Raw genomic sequence first — 19,241 nt, forward strand, 5'->3', positions numbered from 1 at the left:
CGTGCGCCGCCGCCTGATCAACTCCACGCTCGCCGTGGTCCTCGTCGTGATCGCCGTCTTCGGCGTCTCCCTCGTCATCGTCGAGACCCGGACGATCCAGGCCGGCGCGCAGGAGAGCGTGGCGTCCGAGGCGGTCCGGCTGGTCGGGATAGTGGAGAGCCGGCTCGGCAGCGGGGAGAAGATCACCCCCGACGTCCTCTCCGAGCAGATCACCGCCAAGCGGCACGCCGAGATCAAGGTGCCCGGCAAACCACCGATCGAGATCGGGCAGCGCCCCGCCGGCGACGTCATCCAGTCGACCGTGCACGGCGACCGCGGCGAATCCGTCACGGTCCAGGAGTCCCGGTCCACGATCAGCGCGGAGATCGGCCGGACGCTGCTGGTCATCCTGGCCGTCGCGCTGCTGGCGATCCTCGCGGCCGTCGTGCTGGCCGTCCGCCAGGCCCGCCGGCTGACCGCGCCGCTGACCGACCTCGCCGAGACCGCCGAGCGGCTCGGCTCCGGCGACCCCCGCCCACGCCACCGCCGCTACGGCGTGCAGGAGCTGGACCGGGTCGCCGATGTGCTCGACGCCAGCGCCGAGCGGATCGCCCGGATGCTGACCGCCGAGCGGCGGCTGGCCGCGGACGCCTCGCACCAGCTGCGGACGCCGCTGACCGCGCTGTCGATGCGGCTGGAGGAGATCACCCTCACCGACGACCCGGACACCGTGAAGGAAGAGGCCACCATCGCGCTGGCCCAGGTGGAGCGGCTGACCGACGTCGTGCAGCGGCTGCTGACCAACTCCCGCGACCCGCGCAGCGGCTCCGCGGTCGCCTTCGACCTGGACGAGGTCGTCAAGCAGCAGATCGAGGAGTGGCGGCCGGCCTACCGCAGCGCGGGGCGGGCCATCGTCCGCTCCGGCAAGAAGGGCCTGCGGGCCGTCGGCACCCCGGGCGCGGTCGCCCAGGTGCTGGCCACGCTGATCGAGAACTCGCTGATGCACGGTGACGGCACGGTCGCGCTGCGTACCCGCGTCACCGGCAACCAGGCCGTCGTCGAGGTCACCGACGCCGGGCCCGGAGTGCCGCCGGACCTCGGCTCGCGGGTCTTCGAGCGGACCGTCTCCGGCCGCAATTCCACGGGCCTGGGCCTGGCCGTCGCACGGGACCTGGCGGAGGCGGACGGCGGGCGGCTGGAGCTGCTGCAGCAACATCCGCCGGTCTTCGCGCTGTTCCTGGCCCGGGAGGCCGAGCCGCCCGCCGAGGAGTGAGGCGTACGCGCCGCGGCTACTTGCGGGAGGCGGGCCGCCGGACGTGCGAGGTGCGGTGCCGCTCGTGCGCGCCGTCGGCGAGGAAGGACTCCGCCGTCTCTATCGCCTCGCGGGCCGGCAGCGTACGGAACACCCAGGTGCGGTACGACCAGAAGCGGAAGAGCGTGGCGAGCCCGATGCCGAGGAACTTGAAGACGTTGTTCTCCAGCGGGGTGTCCCAGTGGAAGCCGTACGTCGCGATGTAGAGCAGGCCGTTCTCGATGACCAGACCGACCGCGCTGAACAGCAGGAAGAGCGTCAGCTCCTTCGTGCGGCCGTGCTTGTCGCGGTCCCGGTAGGTGAAGTAGCGGTAGCCGAGGTAGTTGGTGCCGGTCGCCACGACCGTGGCGATGATGCTCGCCCGCACCACGGGCACGTCGGTCAGGTGCCGTACGAGGTTGAAGACCACGAAGTTGACCACGACGCCCGCGCCCCCGACGGCACCGAACTTCACCACTTCACGGGTGAGCGCCTCCAGCCTCGACCGCAGTGCGCTCCGTTCACTCATGGTGCTCGTTCAGCTCCCCGTCGTGGGCGGTGTGCGCGGCCGTCAACCTTGGTCCGCACCCTCATGCTAACCACGCCCGCCGGAAGCGCTCAGCCGACCGTGACGCGGAAGTTGAGGGTGCGGGCGCCCGGCTCGTCGGCCGCCCCCGCTGAGCAGCGCCGGCAGCGCACCAGACGTAAGTCCGTACGGCCCGGGCGGACCGCCTCGAAGTCGAGGTAGCGGACCGGGCCGGCGCCGCCCCGGGCCTCGTGGGCGCCCGTGGGCCGCAGGACGGCCGGGTCGGGCCGGGGCTCGGCGACGATCCAGCGGAAGCCGCCGGGGTCGTCGGCGGGCTGCACGCTGAACCGGTCGCCGGCCGACACCGCGATCTCGGTGTCGTCCGGACCGTAGACCTTCGGCGCGGACAATTGGCTGAAAACGGAGTGCAGGGCGATCAGCAGCGCGGCGATCGCGATGACGATCACCAGCGTCCTGGCGCCCCTGGATATGCCGCTGTTCTCCATCCGGCCTCCCCTTCGCCGGGCCCGGGCCGCGCACCGGGCGTCGCCCCGGTACCGGCTGCCCGGCCCGAGACTAACGACCCGTGACGATCTTCCACCGGCGATCTTCGAACGTGCGAACTCGGAGGATCATCCAAGGCCGGGTCATGCGGAACGTCGGCGTACGGATACCCTGGGGGCGTGACGTTCCCGGTAGTCGGCATGGTCGGCGGCGGTCAGCTCGCCCGTATGACCCACGAGGCGGGTATCCCCCTCGGCATCAAGTTCAAGCTCCTCAGTGACACGCCGCAGGATTCGGCGGCCCAGGTGGTCAGCGAAGTCGTCATCGGCGACTACCGCGATCTGGACACCCTGCGCGCCTTCGCCCGCGGCTGCGACGTGATCACCTTCGACCACGAGCACGTGCCCACCGAGCACTTGCGGGCCCTGGAGGCCGACGGCATCCCCGTCCGGCCCGGTCCCGACGCGCTGGTGCACGCCCAGGACAAGGGCGTGATGCGGGCGAAGCTGGACGCGATCGGCGCGCCCTGCCCGCGCCACCGCATCGTCTCGGACCCCGAGGACGTGGTGCGGTTCGCCGAGGAGGGTGAGGGCTTCCCGGTGGTCCTCAAGACCGTCCGAGGGGGCTACGACGGCAAGGGCGTCTGGGTCGTGCGATCCTCCAAGGAGGCTGCCGAGCCGTTCCGCGCCGGGGTGCCCGTCCTCGCGGAGGAAAAGGTCGATTTCGCCCGCGAACTCGCGGCCAACATCGTCCGCTCCCCGCACGGCCAGGCCGTCGCCTACCCGGTCGTGGAATCCATCCAGGTCGACGGCGTCTGCGACACGGTGATCGCCCCGGCACCCGGCCTCGACCCCGAGCTGGCCGGCCAGGCCCAGGAACTCGCGCTGCGGATCGGCCAGGAACTCGGCGTCGTCGGCCACCTCGCCGTCGAGCTCTTCGAGACCGCCGACGGCCGGATCCTCGTCAACGAGCTCGCCATGCGCCCGCACAATTCCGGCCACTGGACCCAGGACGGCGCGATCACCTCGCAGTTCGCCAACCACGTCCGTGCCGTGCTCGACCTCCCGCTCGGCGACCCGCGCCCGCGCGCCCGCTGGACGGTGATGGCCAACGTCCTCGGCGGCGACTACCCCGACATGTACTACGCGTATCTCCATTGCATGGCGCGGGACCCGCAGCTGAAGATCCATATGTACGGCAAGGACGTGAAGCCCGGCCGTAAGGTCGGACACGTCAACACCTACGGCGACGACCTGGCGGATGTGCGCGAGCGCGCCGCACACGCCGCCGGCTACCTGCGAGGAACGATCACCGAATGAGCTCTCCCGCGTCCCCCCTGGTCGGCATCGTCATGGGCTCCGACTCCGACTGGCCCGTCATGGAGGCCGCCGCCCAGGCCCTCGCCGAGTTCGAGATCCCGCACGAGGTCGACGTCGTCTCGGCGCACCGGATGCCCCGCGAGATGATCACGTACGGCGAGGACGCGGCCGACCGCGGCCTGAAGGTGATCATCGCCGGCGCGGGCGGCGCGGCCCACCTCCCCGGCATGCTCGCCTCGGTCACCCCGCTGCCCGTCATCGGCGTCCCCGTCCCGCTCAAGTACCTGGACGGCATGGACTCCCTGCTCTCCATCGTGCAGATGCCGGCCGGCGTCCCGGTCGCCACCGTCTCCGTCGGCGGGGCCCGCAACGCCGGACTGCTCGCCGCCCGGATGCTCGCCGCGCACGACCCCGAACTCCTCGGCCGGATGCGCGACTTCCAGCAGGAGCTGAACGACCAGGCCACCGAGAAGGGCAAGCGGCTGCGCAACAAGGTCGCCACCCCCAACGGCTTCGGCTTCGGGGGTGCCAAGTGAGCAGCTCCCGGGACGCCGCCCGGGAACTGCTCGACCGCTGGCCCGTCGTCGACGGCCACAACGACCTGCCGTGGGCCCTGCGCGAGCAGGTCCGCTACGACCTCGACCGGCGCGACCTCGCCACCGACCAGTCCGCCACCCTGCACACCGACCTGCCGCGACTGCGGGCCGGCGGGGTCGGCGCGCAGTTCTGGTCGGTCTACGTACGCGCCGACTACGCCGGCGACACCGCGGTCAGCGCCACCCTCGAACAGATCGACGCGGTACGGCAGTTGGTCGCCCGCTACCCGGACGCGCTGCGCCTGGCACGCACCGCCGACGACATCGAGGCGGCCCGCGCCGAGGGCCGGATCGCCTCCCTGATGGGCGCCGAGGGCGGCCACTCCATCAACAACTCGCTCGCCACCCTGCGCACCCTGCACCAGCTGGGCGTGCGCTATATGACCCTCACCCACAACGACACCATCGACTGGGCGGATTCGGCGACCGACGAGCCGCGCCACAACGGCCTGTCCGCCTTCGGCGAGGAGGTCGTCCGGGAGATGAACCGCTGCGGCATGCTGGTCGACCTCTCGCACGTCTCCGCGGACACCATGCGCGACGCCCTGCGGGTCAGCACCGCACCGGTGATCTTCTCGCACTCCTCCGCGCGGGCCGTCTGCGACCACCCGCGCAACGTCCCCGACGACGTACTGGCCCAGCTGCCCGCCAACGGCGGCATCGCGATGGCCACCTTCGTGCCGAAGTTCGTGCTGCCCGAGGCGGTGGAGTGGACGCGGCGGGCCGACGAGAACATGCGCGCCCACGGCCTGCACCACCTCGACACCACGGAGGAGGGCATGGCCGTCCACCAGGCCTTCGAAGCGGCCCACCCGCGGCCGAAGGCCACCGCGGCCACCGTCGCCGACCACCTCGACCACATGCGCGAGGTCGCCGGCGTCGACCACATCGGCATCGGCGGCGACTTCGACGGGACCGCCTTCACCCCCGACGACCTGGCGGACGTCGCGGGCTACCCGAACCTGATCGCCGAACTGCTGGACCGCAACTGGTCCGAGGCCGACCTGGCCAAGCTGACCTGGCAGAACGCGGTCCGTACGCTGCGCGCCGCGGAGGACGTGGCACGCGCCGAGCGGCAGCGGCGCGGCCCGTCCCACGCGACGATCGACCAACTGGACGGCTGATCGCGGCCGTTACGTGAGGCAGAGGCAGAAGGGGTGCCCGGCGGGGTCGAGATAGACCCGGAAGTTGCGCACCCCTTCGTCGTGCTGGACGAGCTTCGCGCCCAGCCCGACGACCTTGCGCTCGGCCTCGTCGATGTCCGCCCGGGCCACGTCGAAGTCCAGGTGCAGCTGCTGCGGCACCTCCTGGCCCGGCCACTGCGGCGGCCGGTACCCCTCCGCCACCTTCTGGAAGGCCAGCGTGCGCCCATCGGGCCCGGCGACCTCGATCCAGTCGTCGTCCTCGCCCTCCGTCACCCGCCAGTCGAGCATCTGCGCATAGAACTCCGCGAGCGCGGCGTGGTCGGGACAGTCCAACACGGTGACACCAAAACGGATCAGACTCATGCGGCCACGATAGCTCCGCCACGGGGTGCCGCCGTTGCGCTTTACGGCGCCTCAGACAGGTACGTGGGAGGCACCCCGTGGGGCTACGCCCGAGGGCGTCCGAGCGCGCGGTACGTCCAGCCGGCCTTGCGCCAGAGTTGGGGGTCGAGGGCGTTGCGGCCGTCCAGGATGCGGCGCTCGGTGGTGACCTCGGCCAGGGCCGCCGGGTCCAGCTCGCGGAATTCGCGCCACTCCGTCAGGTGCAGCACCACGTCCGCGCCGCGCACCGCGTCCAGTGCGGTGTCCGCGTAACCCAGCGTCGGGAAGAGCCGGCGCGCGTTCTCCATGCCCTTGGGGTCGTAGACGGTGACCTGGCCGCCCTGGAGGTGGATCTGGCCGGCGACGTTGAGCGCGGGGGAGTCCCGGACGTCGTCCGAGTCCGGCTTGAAGGTCGCGCCGAGGACGGCGACCCGCTTGCCGAGGAAGCCGCCGCCGACCGCGTCCCGGGCCAGTTCGACCATGTGGCCGCGGCGCCGCATGTTGATCGAGTCGATCTCGCGGAGGAAGGTCAGCGCCTGGTCGGCGCCCAGTTCGCCGGCGCGGGCCATGAAGGCGCGGAGGTCCTTGGGCAGGCAGCCGCCGCCGAAGCCGATGCCGGCCCGCAGGAACTTCTTGCCGATCCGGTCGTCGTGCCCGATCGCCTCGGCGAGCTTCACCACGTCGCCGTCGGCCGCCTCGCAGACCTCGGCCATCGCGTTGATGAAGGAGATCTTCGTCGCCAGGAAGGAGTTGGCGGAGGTCTTCACCAGCTCGGCCGTCGGGTAGTCCATGACGATGAACGGCGAGCCCTCGGCGATCGGTGTGGCGTAGACCTCGCGCAGCAGTTCCTCGCCCCGCTCACCGGCCACACCGGCGACGATCCGGTCGGGGTGCAGGGTGTCCTGGACGGCGAAGCCCTCGCGCAGGAACTCCGGGTTCCAGGCCAGCTCGGCCGCCGGACCGGCCGGGGCGGCGGCCGCCAGCCGCTCGGCGAGCCGGGCCGCGCTGCCCACCGGCACCGTCGACTTGCCGACCACCAGCGTGGGCCGGGTCAGATGCGGCGCCAGCGCGTCGAAGGCGCTGTCCACGTAACTCATGTCGCAGGCGTACTCGCCGTGCTTCTGCGGGGTGTTCACGCAGACGAAGTGGACGTCGCCGAACGCGCCGGCCTCCTCGTAGGAGGTGGTGAAGCGCAGCCGGCCGGTGGAGCCCTCGATGCCGGCGACATGGCGGCGCAGCAGCTCCTCCAGCCCCGGCTCGTACATCGGGACCTCGCCGCGCTGCAGCATCTCGATCTTCTCGGGGACCACGTCGAGCCCCAGCACCTCGAAGCCGAGCTCGGCCATGGCTGCGGCGTGGGTGGCGCCGAGGTAGCCGGTGCCGATCACGGTGATCTTGAGGGCCATGGGTGCTCCAGACGCATGCTGACGGAAACGGCCGGACCGAGCATAGTCGCGAGGGGAATGGCCTACTCCAGTCGTGCGGCGGGCAGGACCGTAACTGTCGGCAACCTCACGTATCCGCAGGCCGGGCCCGGCGCCTAGAATCCGGAGAGGTAAAGTGTTACTTAACGGTAGTTAGCACTGCCGGGAGCTCACAGGGGAGTGAGAGTTAGTGGCGGGAACCGCTGATTTCGATCTGTACCGGCCGTCCGAGGAGCACGACATGCTCCGCGAGTCGGTGCGCTCGCTCGCCGAGGCGAAGATCGCGCCGTTCGCCGCCGCGGTGGACGAGGAGGCCCGCTTCCCCCAGGAGGCGCTGGACGCGCTGGTCGCCAACGACCTGCACGCCGTCCACGTACCCGAGTCCTACGGCGGTGCCGGCGCCGACGCGCTGGCGACCGTCATCGTCATCGAGGAGGTCGCCCGGGTCTGCGCCTCGTCCTCCCTCATCCCGGCCGTCAACAAGCTCGGCTCGCTGCCGGTGATCCTCTCCGGCTCCGAGGAGCTGAAGAAGAAGTACCTGGCCCCGCTCGCGGGCGGCGACGCGATGTTCTCGTACTGCCTGAGCGAGCCGGACGCCGGTTCCGACGCGGCCGGCATGAAGACCAAGGCCGTGCGGGACGGCGACCACTACGTCCTCAACGGCGTCAAGCGCTGGATCACCAACGCCGGCGTCAGCGAGTACTACACCGTGATGGCGGTCACCGACCCGGAGAAGCGCTCCAAGGGCATATCGGCCTTCGTCGTCGAGAAGGGCGACGAGGGCGTCTCCTTCGGCGCCCCCGAGAAGAAGCTCGGCATCAAGGGCTCCCCGACCCGCGAGGTCTACCTCGACAACGTCCGCATCCCCGCCGACCGCATGATCGGCGAGGAGGGCACCGGCTTCGCCACGGCCATGAAGACCCTGGACCACACCCGCATCACCATCGCGGCCCAGGCGCTCGGCATCGCCCAGGGCGCGCTGGACTACGCCAAGGGCTACGTCCGGGAGCGCAAGCAGTTCGGCAAGCCGATCGGCGACTTCCAGGGCATCCAGTTCATGCTCGCCGACATGGCGATGAAGCTGGAGGCGGCCCGTCAGCTCACCTACGCCGCGGCGGCCCGCTCCGAGCGGATATCCGCCGGCGGCAAGGACGAGGACCTGACCTTCTTCGGCGCCGCGGCCAAGTGCTACGCCTCGGACGCCGCCATGGAGATCACCACCGACGCGGTCCAGCTGCTCGGCGGCTACGGCTACACCCGCGACTACCCGCTGGAGCGGATGATGCGGGACGCCAAGATCACCCAGATTTATGAGGGCACGAACCAAGTGCAGCGGATCGTGATGGCAAGGAACCTTCCCTAGCAGGGTTTTTGCAGGTCAGAAGCTGTTTCGAAGGCCCGCAGGGACACCCTCGGCTTTCTGCCCGTTGCGGCCCGATCAGAGTCGTTCCTGGGCGTCATGCTGGGGGAATCCTGGGCGGATGCCGGGCTGAAAACAGCCACTGACCTGCACAAACAACACAGCCCCTGGCGCGTCGCCGGGGGCTGTTGTCATACGCGTATCAGGCGACCTCTGATGCCTCCGTCGGGTCGTCGGCGCCGGGCGTCAACATCGTCGCGATGGCGGCCCGACCACGCTGCTCGGCCCCTTCGAAGATGTGGTGGTAGTGCTCCCTCAGCACGTCCGTACTGCTGTGGCCCGTCCAGTCGGCCACATCGTTCTCGGGGACTCCGGCGTACAGCAACCGCGACCCGTAGTAGTGCCGGAGTGAGTGCGCCTTGCAGTACTTCACCTGTCCCTTACCCAGAGCCTCCATCCAGATCTTCGGGTAGAAGTACGGCGCGTAGAGGTAGCCAGTCCGCGTCACGTTGGGGAAGAGAAGCCGCTCCGGCCCCCATGCGCCGTGGTTCTTGATGTGCCGCCGAAGCTCGAAGGCGACGTTCGGCGGGAGGGGACGGAACGCCCTGGCTCGCCTTCGCCACGAGCCTTGATGTGCCGACGCTGGATCGCGCTGTTCTTCCCCGACTCGGTGTCTCCGTCCTCCGCAATCTGGAAGTCGACGCGAAGCGTCTCGGCCTTGAAGTCGATCTGATCGCGGGACACCGCCATGGCCTCACCCAGCCGAAGGCCGCACCCGGCCATGAGCCACAGCATCGCGCGGTATCGCGGAGGAGCGGCATCCAGCATCGCCAGAACTTCCCGCGTCGTGAGTCGCCGCGCGGTGCTCTTGTGCTCCCTGATCTCCTTGGCGCGGCTCCCTGCGCCCTTGACCTTCTTGCACGGGTTCCGGCCGATGATCCCGTTGACGACGGCCCAGTCCATCATCCCGGAGAAGAACGAGAATCGTTGGCGTCGAGTGCGCGCCGACAGCTTCCGGTCCCGCTCCATCCACAAGAGCCACTGCTCAACGTCGGCAACCTTCAGGGACAAGATCGAACGGGCCTTGAAGAACGGCTCAATGGTCGTGTTGAGAATGGATGGGTACTGCTTCTTGGTGCTGTTCTCCAGCTTCCTTTGATTGGTCCACTGCTCCCAGACGGCCGTCACCGGCTGCTTGCCCAACCGATCGTCGAGGTACGTTCTGAACCGCCCCGGGTTCAATAGAGATCTCAGATTGTGGTTGTGACCTGGGGTTTCATGGATTCCGTGTAGTGGTTGGCCTCGTACTCGACGGGCGGAACGTGGCCTATCTCACCGTGGAGTCTGCGATCTGCTCGGCGAGCCGGAAGCTCGTATATTGCGACCCGGCGTCCGAGTGGTGGATCAACTCGCCTGGCTGTACCGGGTGTTGGTCGCGATCACGTTGCCACACGGCCATCTCCAGGGCGTCCAGGACGAAGACCGTTTCCTTCACGGTGGCCGCGGACCAGCCGACGATCCGGCGGGAGAACGTGTCCACGACGAAGGCGACGTAGACGACACCGGCCCAGGTTTTCACGTGGGTGAAGTCCGCGACCCAGCAGCGGTTCGGGGTGACGGCGACGAAGTCGCGGTCCAGCAGGTCCGGCGCCCGGTCCACCTGCCCGCCAGGCAGCGTGGTGATCACGCGTCTGCCGCGGACCGCTCCGGTGATGCCGAGTTCGCGCATCAGGCGTTCGACGGTGCAGCGGGCCGCGCGGTGGCCCTGCCGGTTCAGCTCACGCCAGATCTTTCTCGCTCCGTAGACGCGGTAGTCGGCCTCGAAGACCTTGGTGATCTGTTCCTTGAGTCCGGCGTCCCGCACGGTCCTGGCCGAGGGCTTGCTCCGGCGTTTGTGGTGGGCGTAGTAGGTAGAGGGGGCGATCTTGCAGTCGTGTTCGGTAAGGGCTCTGCAGATCGGCTCGACGCCGCCGAAGCGGTCCCGGTGCCGGCTGCTGCTCCCCGGCCAGGAACGCGTGATAGGTATCGACGTTCCCCGACTTGCTGTAGTCGTCGAGGGTTTCGAGCCGGAACGCCTCACGCTGGAACGTGTCGAAGAGGTCGCCGAGGGTCCTAGATGAGGTTGTCACGGATGGCCTTCTGGATCAGTTCCATCGGGATCTCGACCAGGGTTTCGTGAGCGGGAATCTGAAGCCCTTGATCGGACGCAGCCTCCCCCTGAACCAAGAGCGTGCCGCGATCCGTCGCGTAGATCGTGGGGCAGTCCGTGATGTCGCACGTGCTGACCAGCTTGGTGACCTTCATGGTCTGGGTCTCCCCGTGCTGCCAGGACCCCGCATCTGGGTTGATGCTCCCGAGGCCAGGGCGCGCGGGTCAAGCGATCACGGTTGACGGAACGGGAAACCGCGTAACCTCCCCGGAGCCTGCCGCTCCTCCGGCCGGTCGGGGAGGCTGCCGCTGGTACGGCGCCGACCTGGGCAGACTCCTGACGATCATGGGGAAATGCTGGGGAGGACCCTCCAGGGAGGGGTGTCCGTGCAGGTCAGAGCCGTATGACCTGTAAAGCACGCAGATCTACGAGGGCACCAACCAGGTCCAGCGCATCGTGATGGCGCGCAACCTGCCCCAGTAAGCACCACGGCAGACAGGAAGGGGCCCGGACCGCCGTGGCCCCTTCCCGTGGCCGGGTCCCTGCGTCAGTTGCTGCTGACCGTGACCTTCTCGTCGTTGTTCAGCTGCTGGACCAGCTGCTGCACCTTGGCCTTGTCCCACACCAGGTTGCCGCCGGCGGAGCCGTTGATCGGCATGTTCATCGACTTGCCCTCACCGCTGGTCACGCCCTTCATCGCGAAGAACATCTCGCCCAGGTCCCACAGGCTCATGTCCTTGTCGACGATCAGCGTGTCCAGACCGGCGCCCATCACCGGGTAGAGCTTGAACGGGTTGAGCACGGTGCCCGGGGTGGCGGTCTGGCTGGCCAGCGCCGACAGGAACTTCTGCTGGTTCTTCGTCCGGTCCAGGTCACTGCCGGCGAAGGCGTGCCGGGTGCGGACGAAGGCGAGTGCCTGCTGACCGTTGAGGGTCTGCTTGCCGGCCGGGAAGTCGGCGCCGGACCACTTGTCCTTGAACGCCTTGGGGATGTCCATCTCCACGCCGCCGATCGCGTCCACGATGTTGGCGAAACCGGCGAAGCCGATCTCGACGTAGTGGTCGATGTGCAGGTGGGTGTTGGCCTCGACGGTACGCACCAGCAGCTCCGGGCCGTCCTCGGCGTAGGCCGCGTTGAGCTTGGTGTGCCGTCCGGTGCCCGGGTACTTCTTGCCGGAGTCCGAGCCGACGAAGGAGGGTATCTCGACGTCCGAGTCACGCGGCAGCGAGATCAGCGTCGGGCCGTTGCTGCCGTCGTGCAGGATCATCATCGAGTCGGTGCGCTTGCCCTCGGCGGACCCGGTGTGCAGCTTCTTCTTCTGCTCGGCGGACATGCCCTCACGGCTGTCCGAGCCGACGATCAGGTAGTTCGTGCCGTCGCCGGTCTCCGGGCGGTCGATGACCTTGCTGAGGTCGACCTGGCGGCGGAGCTTGCCGTCGGCCCAGAAGTACGTGGCGACCGAGGCGACGGCCAGGACGACGACCACGGTGATGATCGTCCACTTGATGCGCCGCCCCCAGCGAGGTCGCGGCCGCCCGCCGCCGTAGCCGTCGTCGTGGCGGTCACCCCCGCCACCGCCGCCGCCGTAGACCTGGCCGGTGTTGTAACCGCTGTCGTACGCGTCGTCGTAGCCCTGGGACTGCTGCGGCGGCACGGTCGCGCCCCTGCGCGGGGACATCGACGGCGGCAGCGGGGGCTCCTGCCGCGGGTAGCCGGGGGCCACGTCACGCCGTACCTGGGGCATGGCGCGCGCACCCTCGGGGTCGGCGCCGCTGCCGAGCCCGTATCCGTTGCCGTTCCGGTTGCCGGACCATCCGTGGGGCCACTCATTCATACGGGGCAGTGTGCACGGCTCCGGGCCCCGCCCCATAGGGCGGGTGCCGGATCGGGCCAGGGCTGTTGCAGACCTGATGCAAAGCGACGGCGGCGTTCCGCCGCATATCGCAAGGGCCTCTGACCATTCCGACCTGGGCGAACGGAACTAGCCATTCCGGATACCTCCCACGCGCTCGGCTGTCCCGCCGTGACGTTTGTGGCTTTGCCCACGTACCTGTCTGCGGCGCCCCGCACGTACCCGGCCGTCCCGCCGTGGTTGTTGCTCGCCGTTGCCCTTTGCGCGGTGACAGCCCTCCAGACTTCGTCCTCCGGGCTGTCCCCTCCCGTGGGGGGAGTTTTCGTTGGGGGTGGGCGTGGTTCCGTTCACTGCGGACGCGTACGCCGGAGACGTGCACCCCCGCCGGCCGTTTCCTACCCCCTACGGGAGGGGCCGGACCGGAGGACGACGTCTGGAGGGCCGGAACCGCACCCGACCGCCACCAGCCCGCCGCAGGCGGCACGGCGAGACGCCCCGCGGCGCCGCAGACGGGTACATAGGGGGCGCCGCCCAGCGCGAACGGGGAGCAACCACCACGGCGGGGCGGACAGGCACGTGGGGAAGACGAGGCGCAGCCGCATAGGCTGGGGCGCATGAGCGAAGAAGTCACCGACCGTGAACCCGTGGGCAAGCCCACCTCCGTGTCCCGGATCACGCTCAGCCACATCATGACGGCCGGCGACACCAACCTCCTCGGGACCGTGCACGGTGGCGTGATCATGAAACTGGTCGACGACGCCGCCGGCGCGGTGGCCGGCCGGCACTCCGGCGGGCCGGCGGTGACCGCCTCCATGGACGAGATGGCCTTCCTGGAGCCGGTCCGGATCGGCGACCTGGTGCACGTCCGGGCCCAGGTCAACTGGACCGGTCGCTCCTCGATGGAGGTCGGCGTGCGGGTCCTGGCCGAGCGCTGGAACGAGTCCAGCCCGCCCCAGCAGGTCGGCTCCGCCTACCTCGTCTTCGCCGCCGTCGACGAGCACGGCAAGCCGCGCCCGGTGCCGCCGGTGATCCCCGAGACGGAGCGGGACAAGCGCCGCTACCAGGAGGCGCAGATCCGCCGTACGCACCGGCTCGCGCGCCGCCGCGCCATCAGGGAGCTGCGCGAACGGCGCGCCGCGGAAGGCCTCGGCGACGCATAACGGCCACCGCCAGCTGGCCCAGCAGCGCCAGCCCCGAGCCGATCACGGTGCCGGCCGCCGCACACAGCACATCGTCGATGTCGGCGATCCGCCCGGCCCGCATCAGCAGCTGTGCCGTCTCGATCACCAGGGACAGCCCCACCCCGAGCAGGAACGCCAGCGCGGCCGGGACCCGCGGCACGGCGAACCGCAGGAGCAGCGGCACCGGCACGAACAGCCCGGCGTTGGCCGTCTGCCGCCGGACCAGCATCGTCAGTTCCCCGGGCTCCAGCGGGGCGCCCAGCTCGAACAGGCCCTCACCAGGGCGCCACCACACCGTCGCGTCCCCGGAGCCGATCGGCTGGGCCGGTGCCAGCGTCGCCGCCAGGAGCAGCAGCAGCCAGCCGGCCAGCAGGACCCGGGCGGTGGTGCGCGGCGCGGTGCCGGCCGGGGCCAGCGCGGTCCACACGGCGAACCCCGCCGCCAGCGCCAGCGCCGCGATCAGGAACAGCGCCGCCGTGGTGGGGGTGATGCCCAGCACAACCTGCCACACGAGGTGCACCTTTCCGAGTAGGTCCGTGGCGCCCGCCGGGCGTCAACTGCAGCTCCACTTGGTGACGTAGACCGTTCCCGCGTGTTCCATGACGCCCCGGATGCACTCGTCCGCGAGCATCTCCACCCGGCCGCTCAGCGCCACCGCGCCGTGCCGGGTCCGCCGGGTGCCGAACCAGCCGGGGAACGCCGTGATCCGGGTGTTCTTGCGCTGGTAGCCCAGCCGCACCGCGATCTCCCCGAGGCCGGCCGCCGCCCCCTGCCGCCGGTAGCTCGCGGTGTACGTCCCGTCGGAGCCCACCGGGCCGCGCAGGCACAGCTGGCCGCGGACCAGGTCCCCGCAGCCGGTCGGGGCCGCGGGCGCCGGCGGTGCCGCGGCGGCGGTCGCCGCGACCAGGCACAGCGCGGCCGCCGCGACGAACGCCCGGCGGACCCGGCGGCGGGCGTCCGGGCGGCGCGCGGGCGGCGCGGCCGGCGTGCGGCGGGGCGCGGGGACGCTCATGCCGGGGCCTCGCTTCGCGTCCTCATGGGCACACCGCCTGGTCGCCGGTGACCGCCGAGACCGCGCCCGCCGGCGGCGACGGCTCCTCGGCCCGCACCCGGCGGACCGCCTCGTGGCGCTGCCCGACCGACACCCGCATCACCGGCCCCTGTCCGGTCACCGGCCGCAGCTCGGCGCCCGGCAGTGCGGCGGCCAGCGAGCGGGCCGAGCGGTCCCAGCGGGGGTCGTAGGCGATGACCGTACGGGCCAGCCGGCCGAGCGGGGAGTTGCCCGGGGTGCCGACCGTGGCGAACCCGGTGGCGTGCAGCTGCCGGGCCACCGTCGTGGCCAGCCCCGCCCGGTCGCTGCCGTTGTCGACCCGCACCTGCACCCGGCCCGGCGGCACGTCCACCACCGCGGCGCGCGGCCGGTGCCCGTCCCGGTGCACCGCGAGCGGCCGGTCCTCGCGGATCGCCGCGAACAGCTTCGGCGCCCGTACCGGGTCCCACCGCACGGTCGAGCCGACGCCCGGCACCGGCTGCGCCACGTCGCCCAGCGGGACGGAGGTGAACTCCGACGACGACGGGGTGAAGCCGCGCATCGCCTGACCGAGGTCGACCAGGTCGTTCGCCTCGAACCCCGGATCGGCGCGGACGGACGCCAGCATCGTGTCGGCGACGTCCTTGAAGCGGATCGGGTTCATCAGCACCCCGGACGAGGTGGTCTGGTGGATGAGGGCGGCCAGGAAGCGCTGCTGGCGCTGCATCCGGCCCAGGTCCGCGGAGCCGTCGATGTGGCGCGAGCGCACGTACTGCAGCGCCTGCCCGCCGTTGAGCTGCGACTTGCCGACCGGCAGGTTCAGCCCCGTGTAGCTGTCGCGCAGCGGCCGTGCGGTGCAGATCTCCACCCCGCCGACCGCGTCCACGGTCCGCATGAAGCTGGTGAAGTCGACCTCCAGGTAGTGGTCGATGTGCACCCCCGTCATGTGCTCGACGGTCCGCACGGTCAGGTTGGGGCCGCCCTCGGCGTAGGCCGCGTTCAGCTTGATCGGGTGCGCGGCGCGGGCCCGGCCGGTGGCCGCGTCCGTATGGGCGGGCACCTCGGCGTAGGAGTCACGGGGCAGGCTGACGACGCTGGCGCGGTCCCGGTCGGCCGACAGGTGCACCAGCATCAGGGTGTCCGTGCAGTGGCACGGCTGACCGCCCAGGTGGTACTTCTCCTTCTCCTCCTGGGTGAGCTTGTCCCGCCCGTCCGTGCCGACGACCAGGAAGTTCAGCCCGTCGCCGCCCCCGGGCCGGTTGCTCATCCCCTGGAAGGCGTCCACCCGCCCGATGCCGGTCTCGACGCCGGTGACCATGGCGTGCCCCACCCCGCTCGCCGACAGCAGCAGCACGGACGTGGCCGCACCGATCCGCAGCCCCCAGCGCGGGCCCGCCGGGCGGCGGTGCGCGCCGGAGCGGTCGGCCCGGCGGGCGGAGCGGAACGGCGCGGTCACGGGGGACACCTCCGCGGTACGGACGGAACCGGCGAGAACACCGTAGGCCCATACGATCTGCTGCAAAGCGCCACACGCCGGGCACCGGCCGGCCGGCCACCCGGCTGCGTCCGGGCCGGTCCCCCGTTCGCGGTAACGTGAAGCGCGATACCTGCAGTCTCCCGGCGGGCGCTGCCGCCCCTGGCGGCTCCGCCACGGGCCGTACCCCCGAGGAACCATGCCGCAGCAGCCGCCCCCGGCCGTCTCCGTGATCATGCCGGTGCTCAATGAGGAACGTCACCTGCGTAATTCGGTCCGGCACATCCTGGAGCAGGAGTACGCCGGCGAGATGGAGGTGGTGATCGCCCTCGGCCCCTCCACGGACCGCACCGACGAGATCGCCGCCGAGCTGGTGGCCGAGGACCCCCGGGTGCACACCGTGCCCAACCCCACCGGCCGCACCCCCGCCGCTCTGAACGCCGCGATCAAGGCGTCCCGGCACCCGATCGTGGTCCGCGTCGACGGCCACGGCATGCTCTCCCGCAACTACATCGCCACCGCTGTCCGCCTCCTGGAGGAGACCGGTGCCGCGAACGTCGGCGGGATCATGCACGCCGAGGGCGAGAACGCCTGGGAGGACGCGGTGGCCGCCGCGATGACCTCCAAGATCGGCGTGGGCAACGCCGCCTTCCACACGGGCGGCGAGGCGGGCCCCGCGGAAACCGTCTACCTCGGCGTCTTCCGCCGTGCGGCCCTCGAACAGCAGGGCGGGTACAACGAGGAGTTCATCCGCGCCCAGGACTGGGAGCTGAACTTCCGCATCCGCGAGGCCGGCGGCCAGATCTGGTTCTCGCCCGAGCTGAAGGTCCAGTACCGCCCCCGCCCGAGCATCAAGGCCCTGGCGAAGCAGTACAAGGACTACGGCAAGTGGCGCCACGTCGTGGCCCGCTACCACGCCGGCTCGATCAACCTGCGCTACCTCGCCCCGCCGACCGCGGTCTGCGCGATCGCGGCCGGTCTGGTGGTCGGCGCCGCCGTCACCCCGTGGGGCTTCGTCGTCCCGGCCGGCTATCTGGCGGCCATCACCGCGGGCTCGCTGCCCGCCGGCAAGGGGCTCTCCCTGAAGGCCCGCGCCCAGATCCCCGTCGCGCTGGCCACCATGCACATGTCCTGGGGCGTCGGCTTCCTGACCAGCCCCCGTTCGCTGGCCCGCAAGGTCATCGCCAGCCGCCGCCCGGCCGTCGTCGCGCCGGCGGCGACGAGCACGGACTGAGCCCGGCCGCCTCGACGACGGCAACGGCCGCCGCCCCGCCGGATCTCCCGGCAGAGCGGCGGCCGCTCGCATGTCGAGGCGCGGACGGCGCTAGAACGTGTAGTCCGGGTTCACCTTCATGCAGCCCTTGCTCTCGCCGTTCTGGGCGTCCGCGCTCTCCGGCGCCTTGTCGGCCGGCTTGTCGTTGCCGGACGGCTTCGGGTACGTCGTGCCCGCCCGCCAGTCGTTGCCGACCACCAGCTGCAGCCCGCTCACCGAACTCGACTCCCGCACCGCGCTCTTGGGCAGCCCGAGCGCCTTGGCCACGGCCAGCGCATCGCCGCGGTGGTCCGCGCCGTGGTACGTCAGGGTGGTGTCGGCCTGGCTGGTGAGCACCGTGGTGGTGCCGGCTGCGGTGTAGCCCAGGCCCGCCAACTGCCGCTGGATGTCGGAGGCGCGGCCGGAGGCCGGACCGGTCACCGTGCTGTTGGTGCCGTTCTGCACGACGACCTTCAGCTGACCCTTGGGAGTTGACGGCTTCGGGTCGGGCGCGGGCTTCTTCTTGGTGTCCTTGCCGTCGAGCGCGGTGTCGTTGCGCAGCATCGCGAAGGTCGCGTCCGCGTCACCGGGCTTGGGCAGGACGTAGCGCTCACCGGGGCCGTACTGCCAGGGCATGGTGACCATCGTGATGCGCTTGGTCGGCACCCGGCTGAGGTCACCGGCGAGGTCGTAGAGCTTCTTGACGGTGTCCAGCCCGTCGTCGACGGTCAGCGCCTGCGTCGCGGCCTCGGCCAGGTCCCGCAGCTGCCCCGGGTCGGAGAGCTTGGTGCCCTTCTTCAGCTGGCGGACCATCGCGTTCATGTACATGTGCTGGGCCTTGGCCCGGCCGATGTCGGTGTTGTCCTCGAAGCCGTAGCGGGTGCGCAGCCATTGCAGCGCCTGGACGCCCTTGACGTAGTGGGTGCCCTTGGTGAGCTTCAGGCCGCTGCCGTGGCCCTTGCTGTCGTGCGAGTAGACGTTGGCCCGCACGCAGACCGGGACGCCGCCGATGGCGTCCGCCATGTCCACCACGCCGGAGAAGTCGACCATCATGAAGTGGTCGATGTAGACGCCGGTGAGCTCCTGCCAGGTGGACAGGGTGCAGCCCGGACCGCCGTGCTGCAGCGACTCGTTGATCGGCGCGGTGGTCTGCGGATAGACCTCGTGGGTCTTGGGGTCGGTGCACTTCGGGATCGTCACCCGGGTGTCCCGCGGGATGGAGATCACCGACATGTTGCTGCGGTCGGCGGAGACGTGCACCAGCATCTGGACGTCGGCCAGCGGCTTGCGGTCCGCGTCCTGCCGGGCGCCGCCGAGCTCGATGTTCTTCTTGCTGTTCCGGCCGTCGGAGCCGAGCAGCAGGATGTTCAGCGGGGTCTGCCCGAACGCGTTGGGGTCCGGCTTCTTCAGGCCGTTGCCGCCCAGGGACCGCGGGGCCTTGCGGAGGTTGGCGTTGAGGTGCTCGTAGTACCAGTAGCCGGCGCCCGCGGTGCCCACTATCAGGACGGCGAGGGATATGGCGGTCCAGCGGAGCGCCTTGCGGCCCTTGCCGCCCTTCTTGCGGCCCGGCCGGCCCCCCTTGCGGTGGCCGCCGCCCGCCTCGGGCCCGTCCTCGTCGCCGGGCGGCACCTCGCCGCCCTCCGGCGGCGTCCAGCCGGGCGCGTCCGGCGGCAGCCCCTTGTTCTCGTAGAGGCTGTCGTCCCAGCCCAACTCCTGTGCGTCCGGCTGCCGTCGCCGGCGTGATCGGTCACCACGCACACTGCTCTGCCGCATTGGGC

Annotated in this window: 20 protein-coding genes and 1 pseudogene; 7 read left to right on the forward strand and 14 right to left on the reverse strand. The window is 70.8% G+C overall.

The genetic code is table 11. The annotated features are described in order from the left end of the window. Nucleotide 1: 1 nt before the first annotated feature. Nucleotides 2-1,252 (forward strand): ATP-binding protein, encoded by a 1,251-nt coding sequence (locus AB0G35_RS07515; protein WP_360945204.1) that lies wholly within the window; start codon nucleotides 2-4, stop codon nucleotides 1,250-1,252. Nucleotides 1,253-1,268: 16 nt separating this feature from the next. Here the strand turns inward: AB0G35_RS07515 and AB0G35_RS07520 are convergent, their stop codons facing one another. Continuing rightward, nucleotides 1,269-1,799, reverse strand: coding sequence for a GtrA family protein (locus AB0G35_RS07520; RefSeq protein WP_360945207.1), 531 nt, complete (start codon nucleotides 1,797-1,799; stop codon nucleotides 1,269-1,271). Between the two features lie 89 nt (nucleotides 1,800-1,888). Then, nucleotides 1,889-2,302, reverse strand: a complete 414-nt coding sequence (locus AB0G35_RS07525; RefSeq protein ID WP_360945210.1) for a protease inhibitor I42 family protein — start codon at nucleotides 2,300-2,302, stop codon at nucleotides 1,889-1,891. Between the two features lie 177 nt (nucleotides 2,303-2,479). Between AB0G35_RS07525 and AB0G35_RS07530 the strand changes: the two genes are divergently transcribed. Genes AB0G35_RS07530 through AB0G35_RS07540 form a run of 3 tightly spaced genes read left to right on the forward strand, consistent with a single transcriptional unit; the run spans nucleotide 2,480 to nucleotide 5,339 of the window. Further along, nucleotides 2,480-3,619, forward strand: coding sequence for a 5-(carboxyamino)imidazole ribonucleotide synthase (locus AB0G35_RS07530; protein WP_360945212.1), 1,140 nt, complete (start codon nucleotides 2,480-2,482; stop codon nucleotides 3,617-3,619). Next, entirely contained in the window at nucleotides 3,616-4,155 is a 540-nt protein-coding gene (gene purE / locus AB0G35_RS07535; RefSeq protein WP_360945215.1) for a 5-(carboxyamino)imidazole ribonucleotide mutase, read from the forward strand. The genes AB0G35_RS07530 and purE overlap by 4 nt, the downstream gene beginning before the upstream one ends. After that, nucleotides 4,152-5,339, forward strand: a complete 1,188-nt coding sequence (locus AB0G35_RS07540) for a dipeptidase (protein WP_360945218.1) — start codon at nucleotides 4,152-4,154, stop codon at nucleotides 5,337-5,339. Before purE ends, AB0G35_RS07540 begins: the two co-directional genes overlap by 4 nt. Before the next feature lie 9 nt (nucleotides 5,340-5,348). Here the strand turns inward: AB0G35_RS07540 and AB0G35_RS07545 are convergent, their stop codons facing one another. Beyond that, nucleotides 5,349-5,723, reverse strand: a complete 375-nt coding sequence (locus AB0G35_RS07545; protein WP_360945221.1) for a VOC family protein — start codon at nucleotides 5,721-5,723, stop codon at nucleotides 5,349-5,351. A gap of 83 nt (nucleotides 5,724-5,806) precedes the next feature. Beyond that, on the reverse strand, nucleotides 5,807-7,147 hold the full coding sequence (locus AB0G35_RS07550) for a UDP-glucose/GDP-mannose dehydrogenase family protein (protein ID WP_360945224.1): 1,341 nt from the start codon (nucleotides 7,145-7,147) through the stop codon (nucleotides 5,807-5,809). 208 nt (nucleotides 7,148-7,355) lie between these two features. On the opposite strand from AB0G35_RS07550, the gene AB0G35_RS07555 reads away from it, so the two are divergent. Further along, entirely contained in the window at nucleotides 7,356-8,528 is a 1,173-nt protein-coding gene (locus AB0G35_RS07555) for an acyl-CoA dehydrogenase family protein (protein ID WP_360945227.1), read from the forward strand. Between the two features lie 199 nt (nucleotides 8,529-8,727). Here AB0G35_RS07555 and AB0G35_RS07560 read toward each other — a convergent pair whose 3' ends face one another. From AB0G35_RS07560 to AB0G35_RS07585, 6 genes and pseudogenes are all read right to left on the reverse strand, one after another. Then, complete coding sequence (locus tag AB0G35_RS07560) at nucleotides 8,728-9,033, reverse strand: tyrosine-type recombinase/integrase (protein WP_360945230.1); 306 nt, start codon at nucleotides 9,031-9,033, stop codon at nucleotides 8,728-8,730. Continuing rightward, nucleotides 9,030-9,728 (reverse strand): tyrosine-type recombinase/integrase, encoded by a 699-nt coding sequence (locus AB0G35_RS07565; protein WP_360945233.1) that lies wholly within the window; start codon nucleotides 9,726-9,728, stop codon nucleotides 9,030-9,032. Before AB0G35_RS07565 ends, AB0G35_RS07560 begins: the two co-directional genes overlap by 4 nt. 124 nt (nucleotides 9,729-9,852) lie before the next feature. After that, the gene (locus tag AB0G35_RS07570; protein ID WP_360945348.1) at nucleotides 9,853-10,551 is read right to left on the reverse strand and encodes an IS3 family transposase; all 699 of its coding nucleotides are present in this window, start codon (nucleotides 10,549-10,551) and stop codon (nucleotides 9,853-9,855) included. Continuing rightward, nucleotides 10,514-10,654 (reverse strand): annotated as a pseudogene (locus AB0G35_RS07575) (DUF6879 family protein); the annotation flags it as partial. The pseudogene AB0G35_RS07575 and the gene AB0G35_RS07570, both read right to left, overlap by 38 nt. After that, on the reverse strand, nucleotides 10,638-10,829 hold the full coding sequence (locus tag AB0G35_RS07580) for a hypothetical protein (RefSeq protein ID WP_360945236.1): 192 nt from the start codon (nucleotides 10,827-10,829) through the stop codon (nucleotides 10,638-10,640). The gene AB0G35_RS07580 and the pseudogene AB0G35_RS07575, both read right to left, overlap by 17 nt. 392 nt (nucleotides 10,830-11,221) lie before the next feature. After that, a complete protein-coding gene (locus tag AB0G35_RS07585) occupies nucleotides 11,222-12,508 on the reverse strand; it encodes an LCP family protein (protein ID WP_360945239.1) in 1,287 nt (428 codons plus the stop codon). A gap of 632 nt (nucleotides 12,509-13,140) precedes the next feature. Between AB0G35_RS07585 and AB0G35_RS07590 the strand changes: the two genes are divergently transcribed. Then, nucleotides 13,141-13,686, forward strand: coding sequence for an acyl-CoA thioesterase (locus AB0G35_RS07590; RefSeq protein ID WP_360945242.1), 546 nt, complete (start codon nucleotides 13,141-13,143; stop codon nucleotides 13,684-13,686). Here AB0G35_RS07590 and AB0G35_RS07595 read toward each other — a convergent pair. Genes AB0G35_RS07595 through AB0G35_RS07605 form a run of 3 tightly spaced genes read right to left on the reverse strand, consistent with a single transcriptional unit; the run spans nucleotide 13,637 to nucleotide 16,193 of the window. Beyond that, a complete protein-coding gene (locus tag AB0G35_RS07595) occupies nucleotides 13,637-14,218 on the reverse strand; it encodes a VanZ family protein (RefSeq protein WP_360945245.1) in 582 nt (193 codons plus the stop codon). The two genes, AB0G35_RS07590 and AB0G35_RS07595, sit on opposite strands and share 50 nt — an antisense overlap. A gap of 42 nt (nucleotides 14,219-14,260) precedes the next feature. After that, nucleotides 14,261-14,719: a hypothetical protein gene (locus tag AB0G35_RS07600; RefSeq protein WP_360945248.1), complete on the reverse strand. Its 459-nt coding sequence runs from the start codon at nucleotides 14,717-14,719 to the stop codon at nucleotides 14,261-14,263. A gap of 22 nt (nucleotides 14,720-14,741) precedes the next feature. Next, nucleotides 14,742-16,193, reverse strand: coding sequence for an LCP family protein (locus AB0G35_RS07605; protein WP_360945251.1), 1,452 nt, complete (start codon nucleotides 16,191-16,193; stop codon nucleotides 14,742-14,744). A gap of 217 nt (nucleotides 16,194-16,410) precedes the next feature. Here AB0G35_RS07605 and AB0G35_RS07610 point away from each other — a divergent pair, with 217 nt between their 5' ends. Continuing rightward, nucleotides 16,411-17,445, forward strand: a complete 1,035-nt coding sequence (locus AB0G35_RS07610) for a glycosyltransferase family 2 protein (RefSeq protein ID WP_360945254.1) — start codon at nucleotides 16,411-16,413, stop codon at nucleotides 17,443-17,445. 90 nt (nucleotides 17,446-17,535) lie between these two features. Here AB0G35_RS07610 and AB0G35_RS07615 read toward each other — a convergent pair whose 3' ends face one another. Further along, nucleotides 17,536-19,236, reverse strand: a complete 1,701-nt coding sequence (locus tag AB0G35_RS07615; protein ID WP_360945257.1) for an LCP family protein — start codon at nucleotides 19,234-19,236, stop codon at nucleotides 17,536-17,538. Nucleotides 19,237-19,241: the final 5 nt, after the last annotated feature.

It is taken from the genome of Streptomyces sp. NPDC021749 (assembly GCF_040640655.1).
Taxonomy (GTDB): Bacteria; Actinomycetota; Actinomycetes; order Streptomycetales; family Streptomycetaceae; genus Streptomyces.

What these genes read in the sequence shown, in the direction of transcription:
- AB0G35_RS07610 (WP_360945254.1), top strand. Translation starts at nt 16,411, where the DNA reads ATGCCGCAGCAGCCGCCCCCGGCCGTCTCCGTGATCATGCCGGTGCTC.
- purE (WP_360945215.1), top strand. Translation starts at nt 3,616, where the DNA reads ATGAGCTCTCCCGCGTCCCCCCTGGTCGGCATCGTCATGGGCTCCGAC.
- AB0G35_RS07590 (WP_360945242.1), top strand. Translation starts at nt 13,141, where the DNA reads ATGAGCGAAGAAGTCACCGACCGTGAACCCGTGGGCAAGCCCACCTCC.
- AB0G35_RS07580 (WP_360945236.1), bottom strand. Translation starts at nt 10,829, where the DNA reads ATGAAGGTCACCAAGCTGGTCAGCACGTGCGACATCACGGACTGCCCC.
- AB0G35_RS07520 (WP_360945207.1), bottom strand. Translation starts at nt 1,799, where the DNA reads ATGAGTGAACGGAGCGCACTGCGGTCGAGGCTGGAGGCGCTCACCCGT.
- AB0G35_RS07545 (WP_360945221.1), bottom strand. Translation starts at nt 5,723, where the DNA reads ATGAGTCTGATCCGTTTTGGTGTCACCGTGTTGGACTGTCCCGACCAC.
- AB0G35_RS07525 (WP_360945210.1), bottom strand. Translation starts at nt 2,302, where the DNA reads ATGGAGAACAGCGGCATATCCAGGGGCGCCAGGACGCTGGTGATCGTC.
- AB0G35_RS07585 (WP_360945239.1), bottom strand. Translation starts at nt 12,508, where the DNA reads ATGAATGAGTGGCCCCACGGATGGTCCGGCAACCGGAACGGCAACGGA.
- AB0G35_RS07550 (WP_360945224.1), bottom strand. Translation starts at nt 7,147, where the DNA reads ATGGCCCTCAAGATCACCGTGATCGGCACCGGCTACCTCGGCGCCACC.
- AB0G35_RS07600 (WP_360945248.1), bottom strand. Translation starts at nt 14,719, where the DNA reads ATGAGCGTCCCCGCGCCCCGCCGCACGCCGGCCGCGCCGCCCGCGCGC.
- AB0G35_RS07615 (WP_360945257.1), bottom strand. Translation starts at nt 19,236, where the DNA reads ATGCGGCAGAGCAGTGTGCGTGGTGACCGATCACGCCGGCGACGGCAG.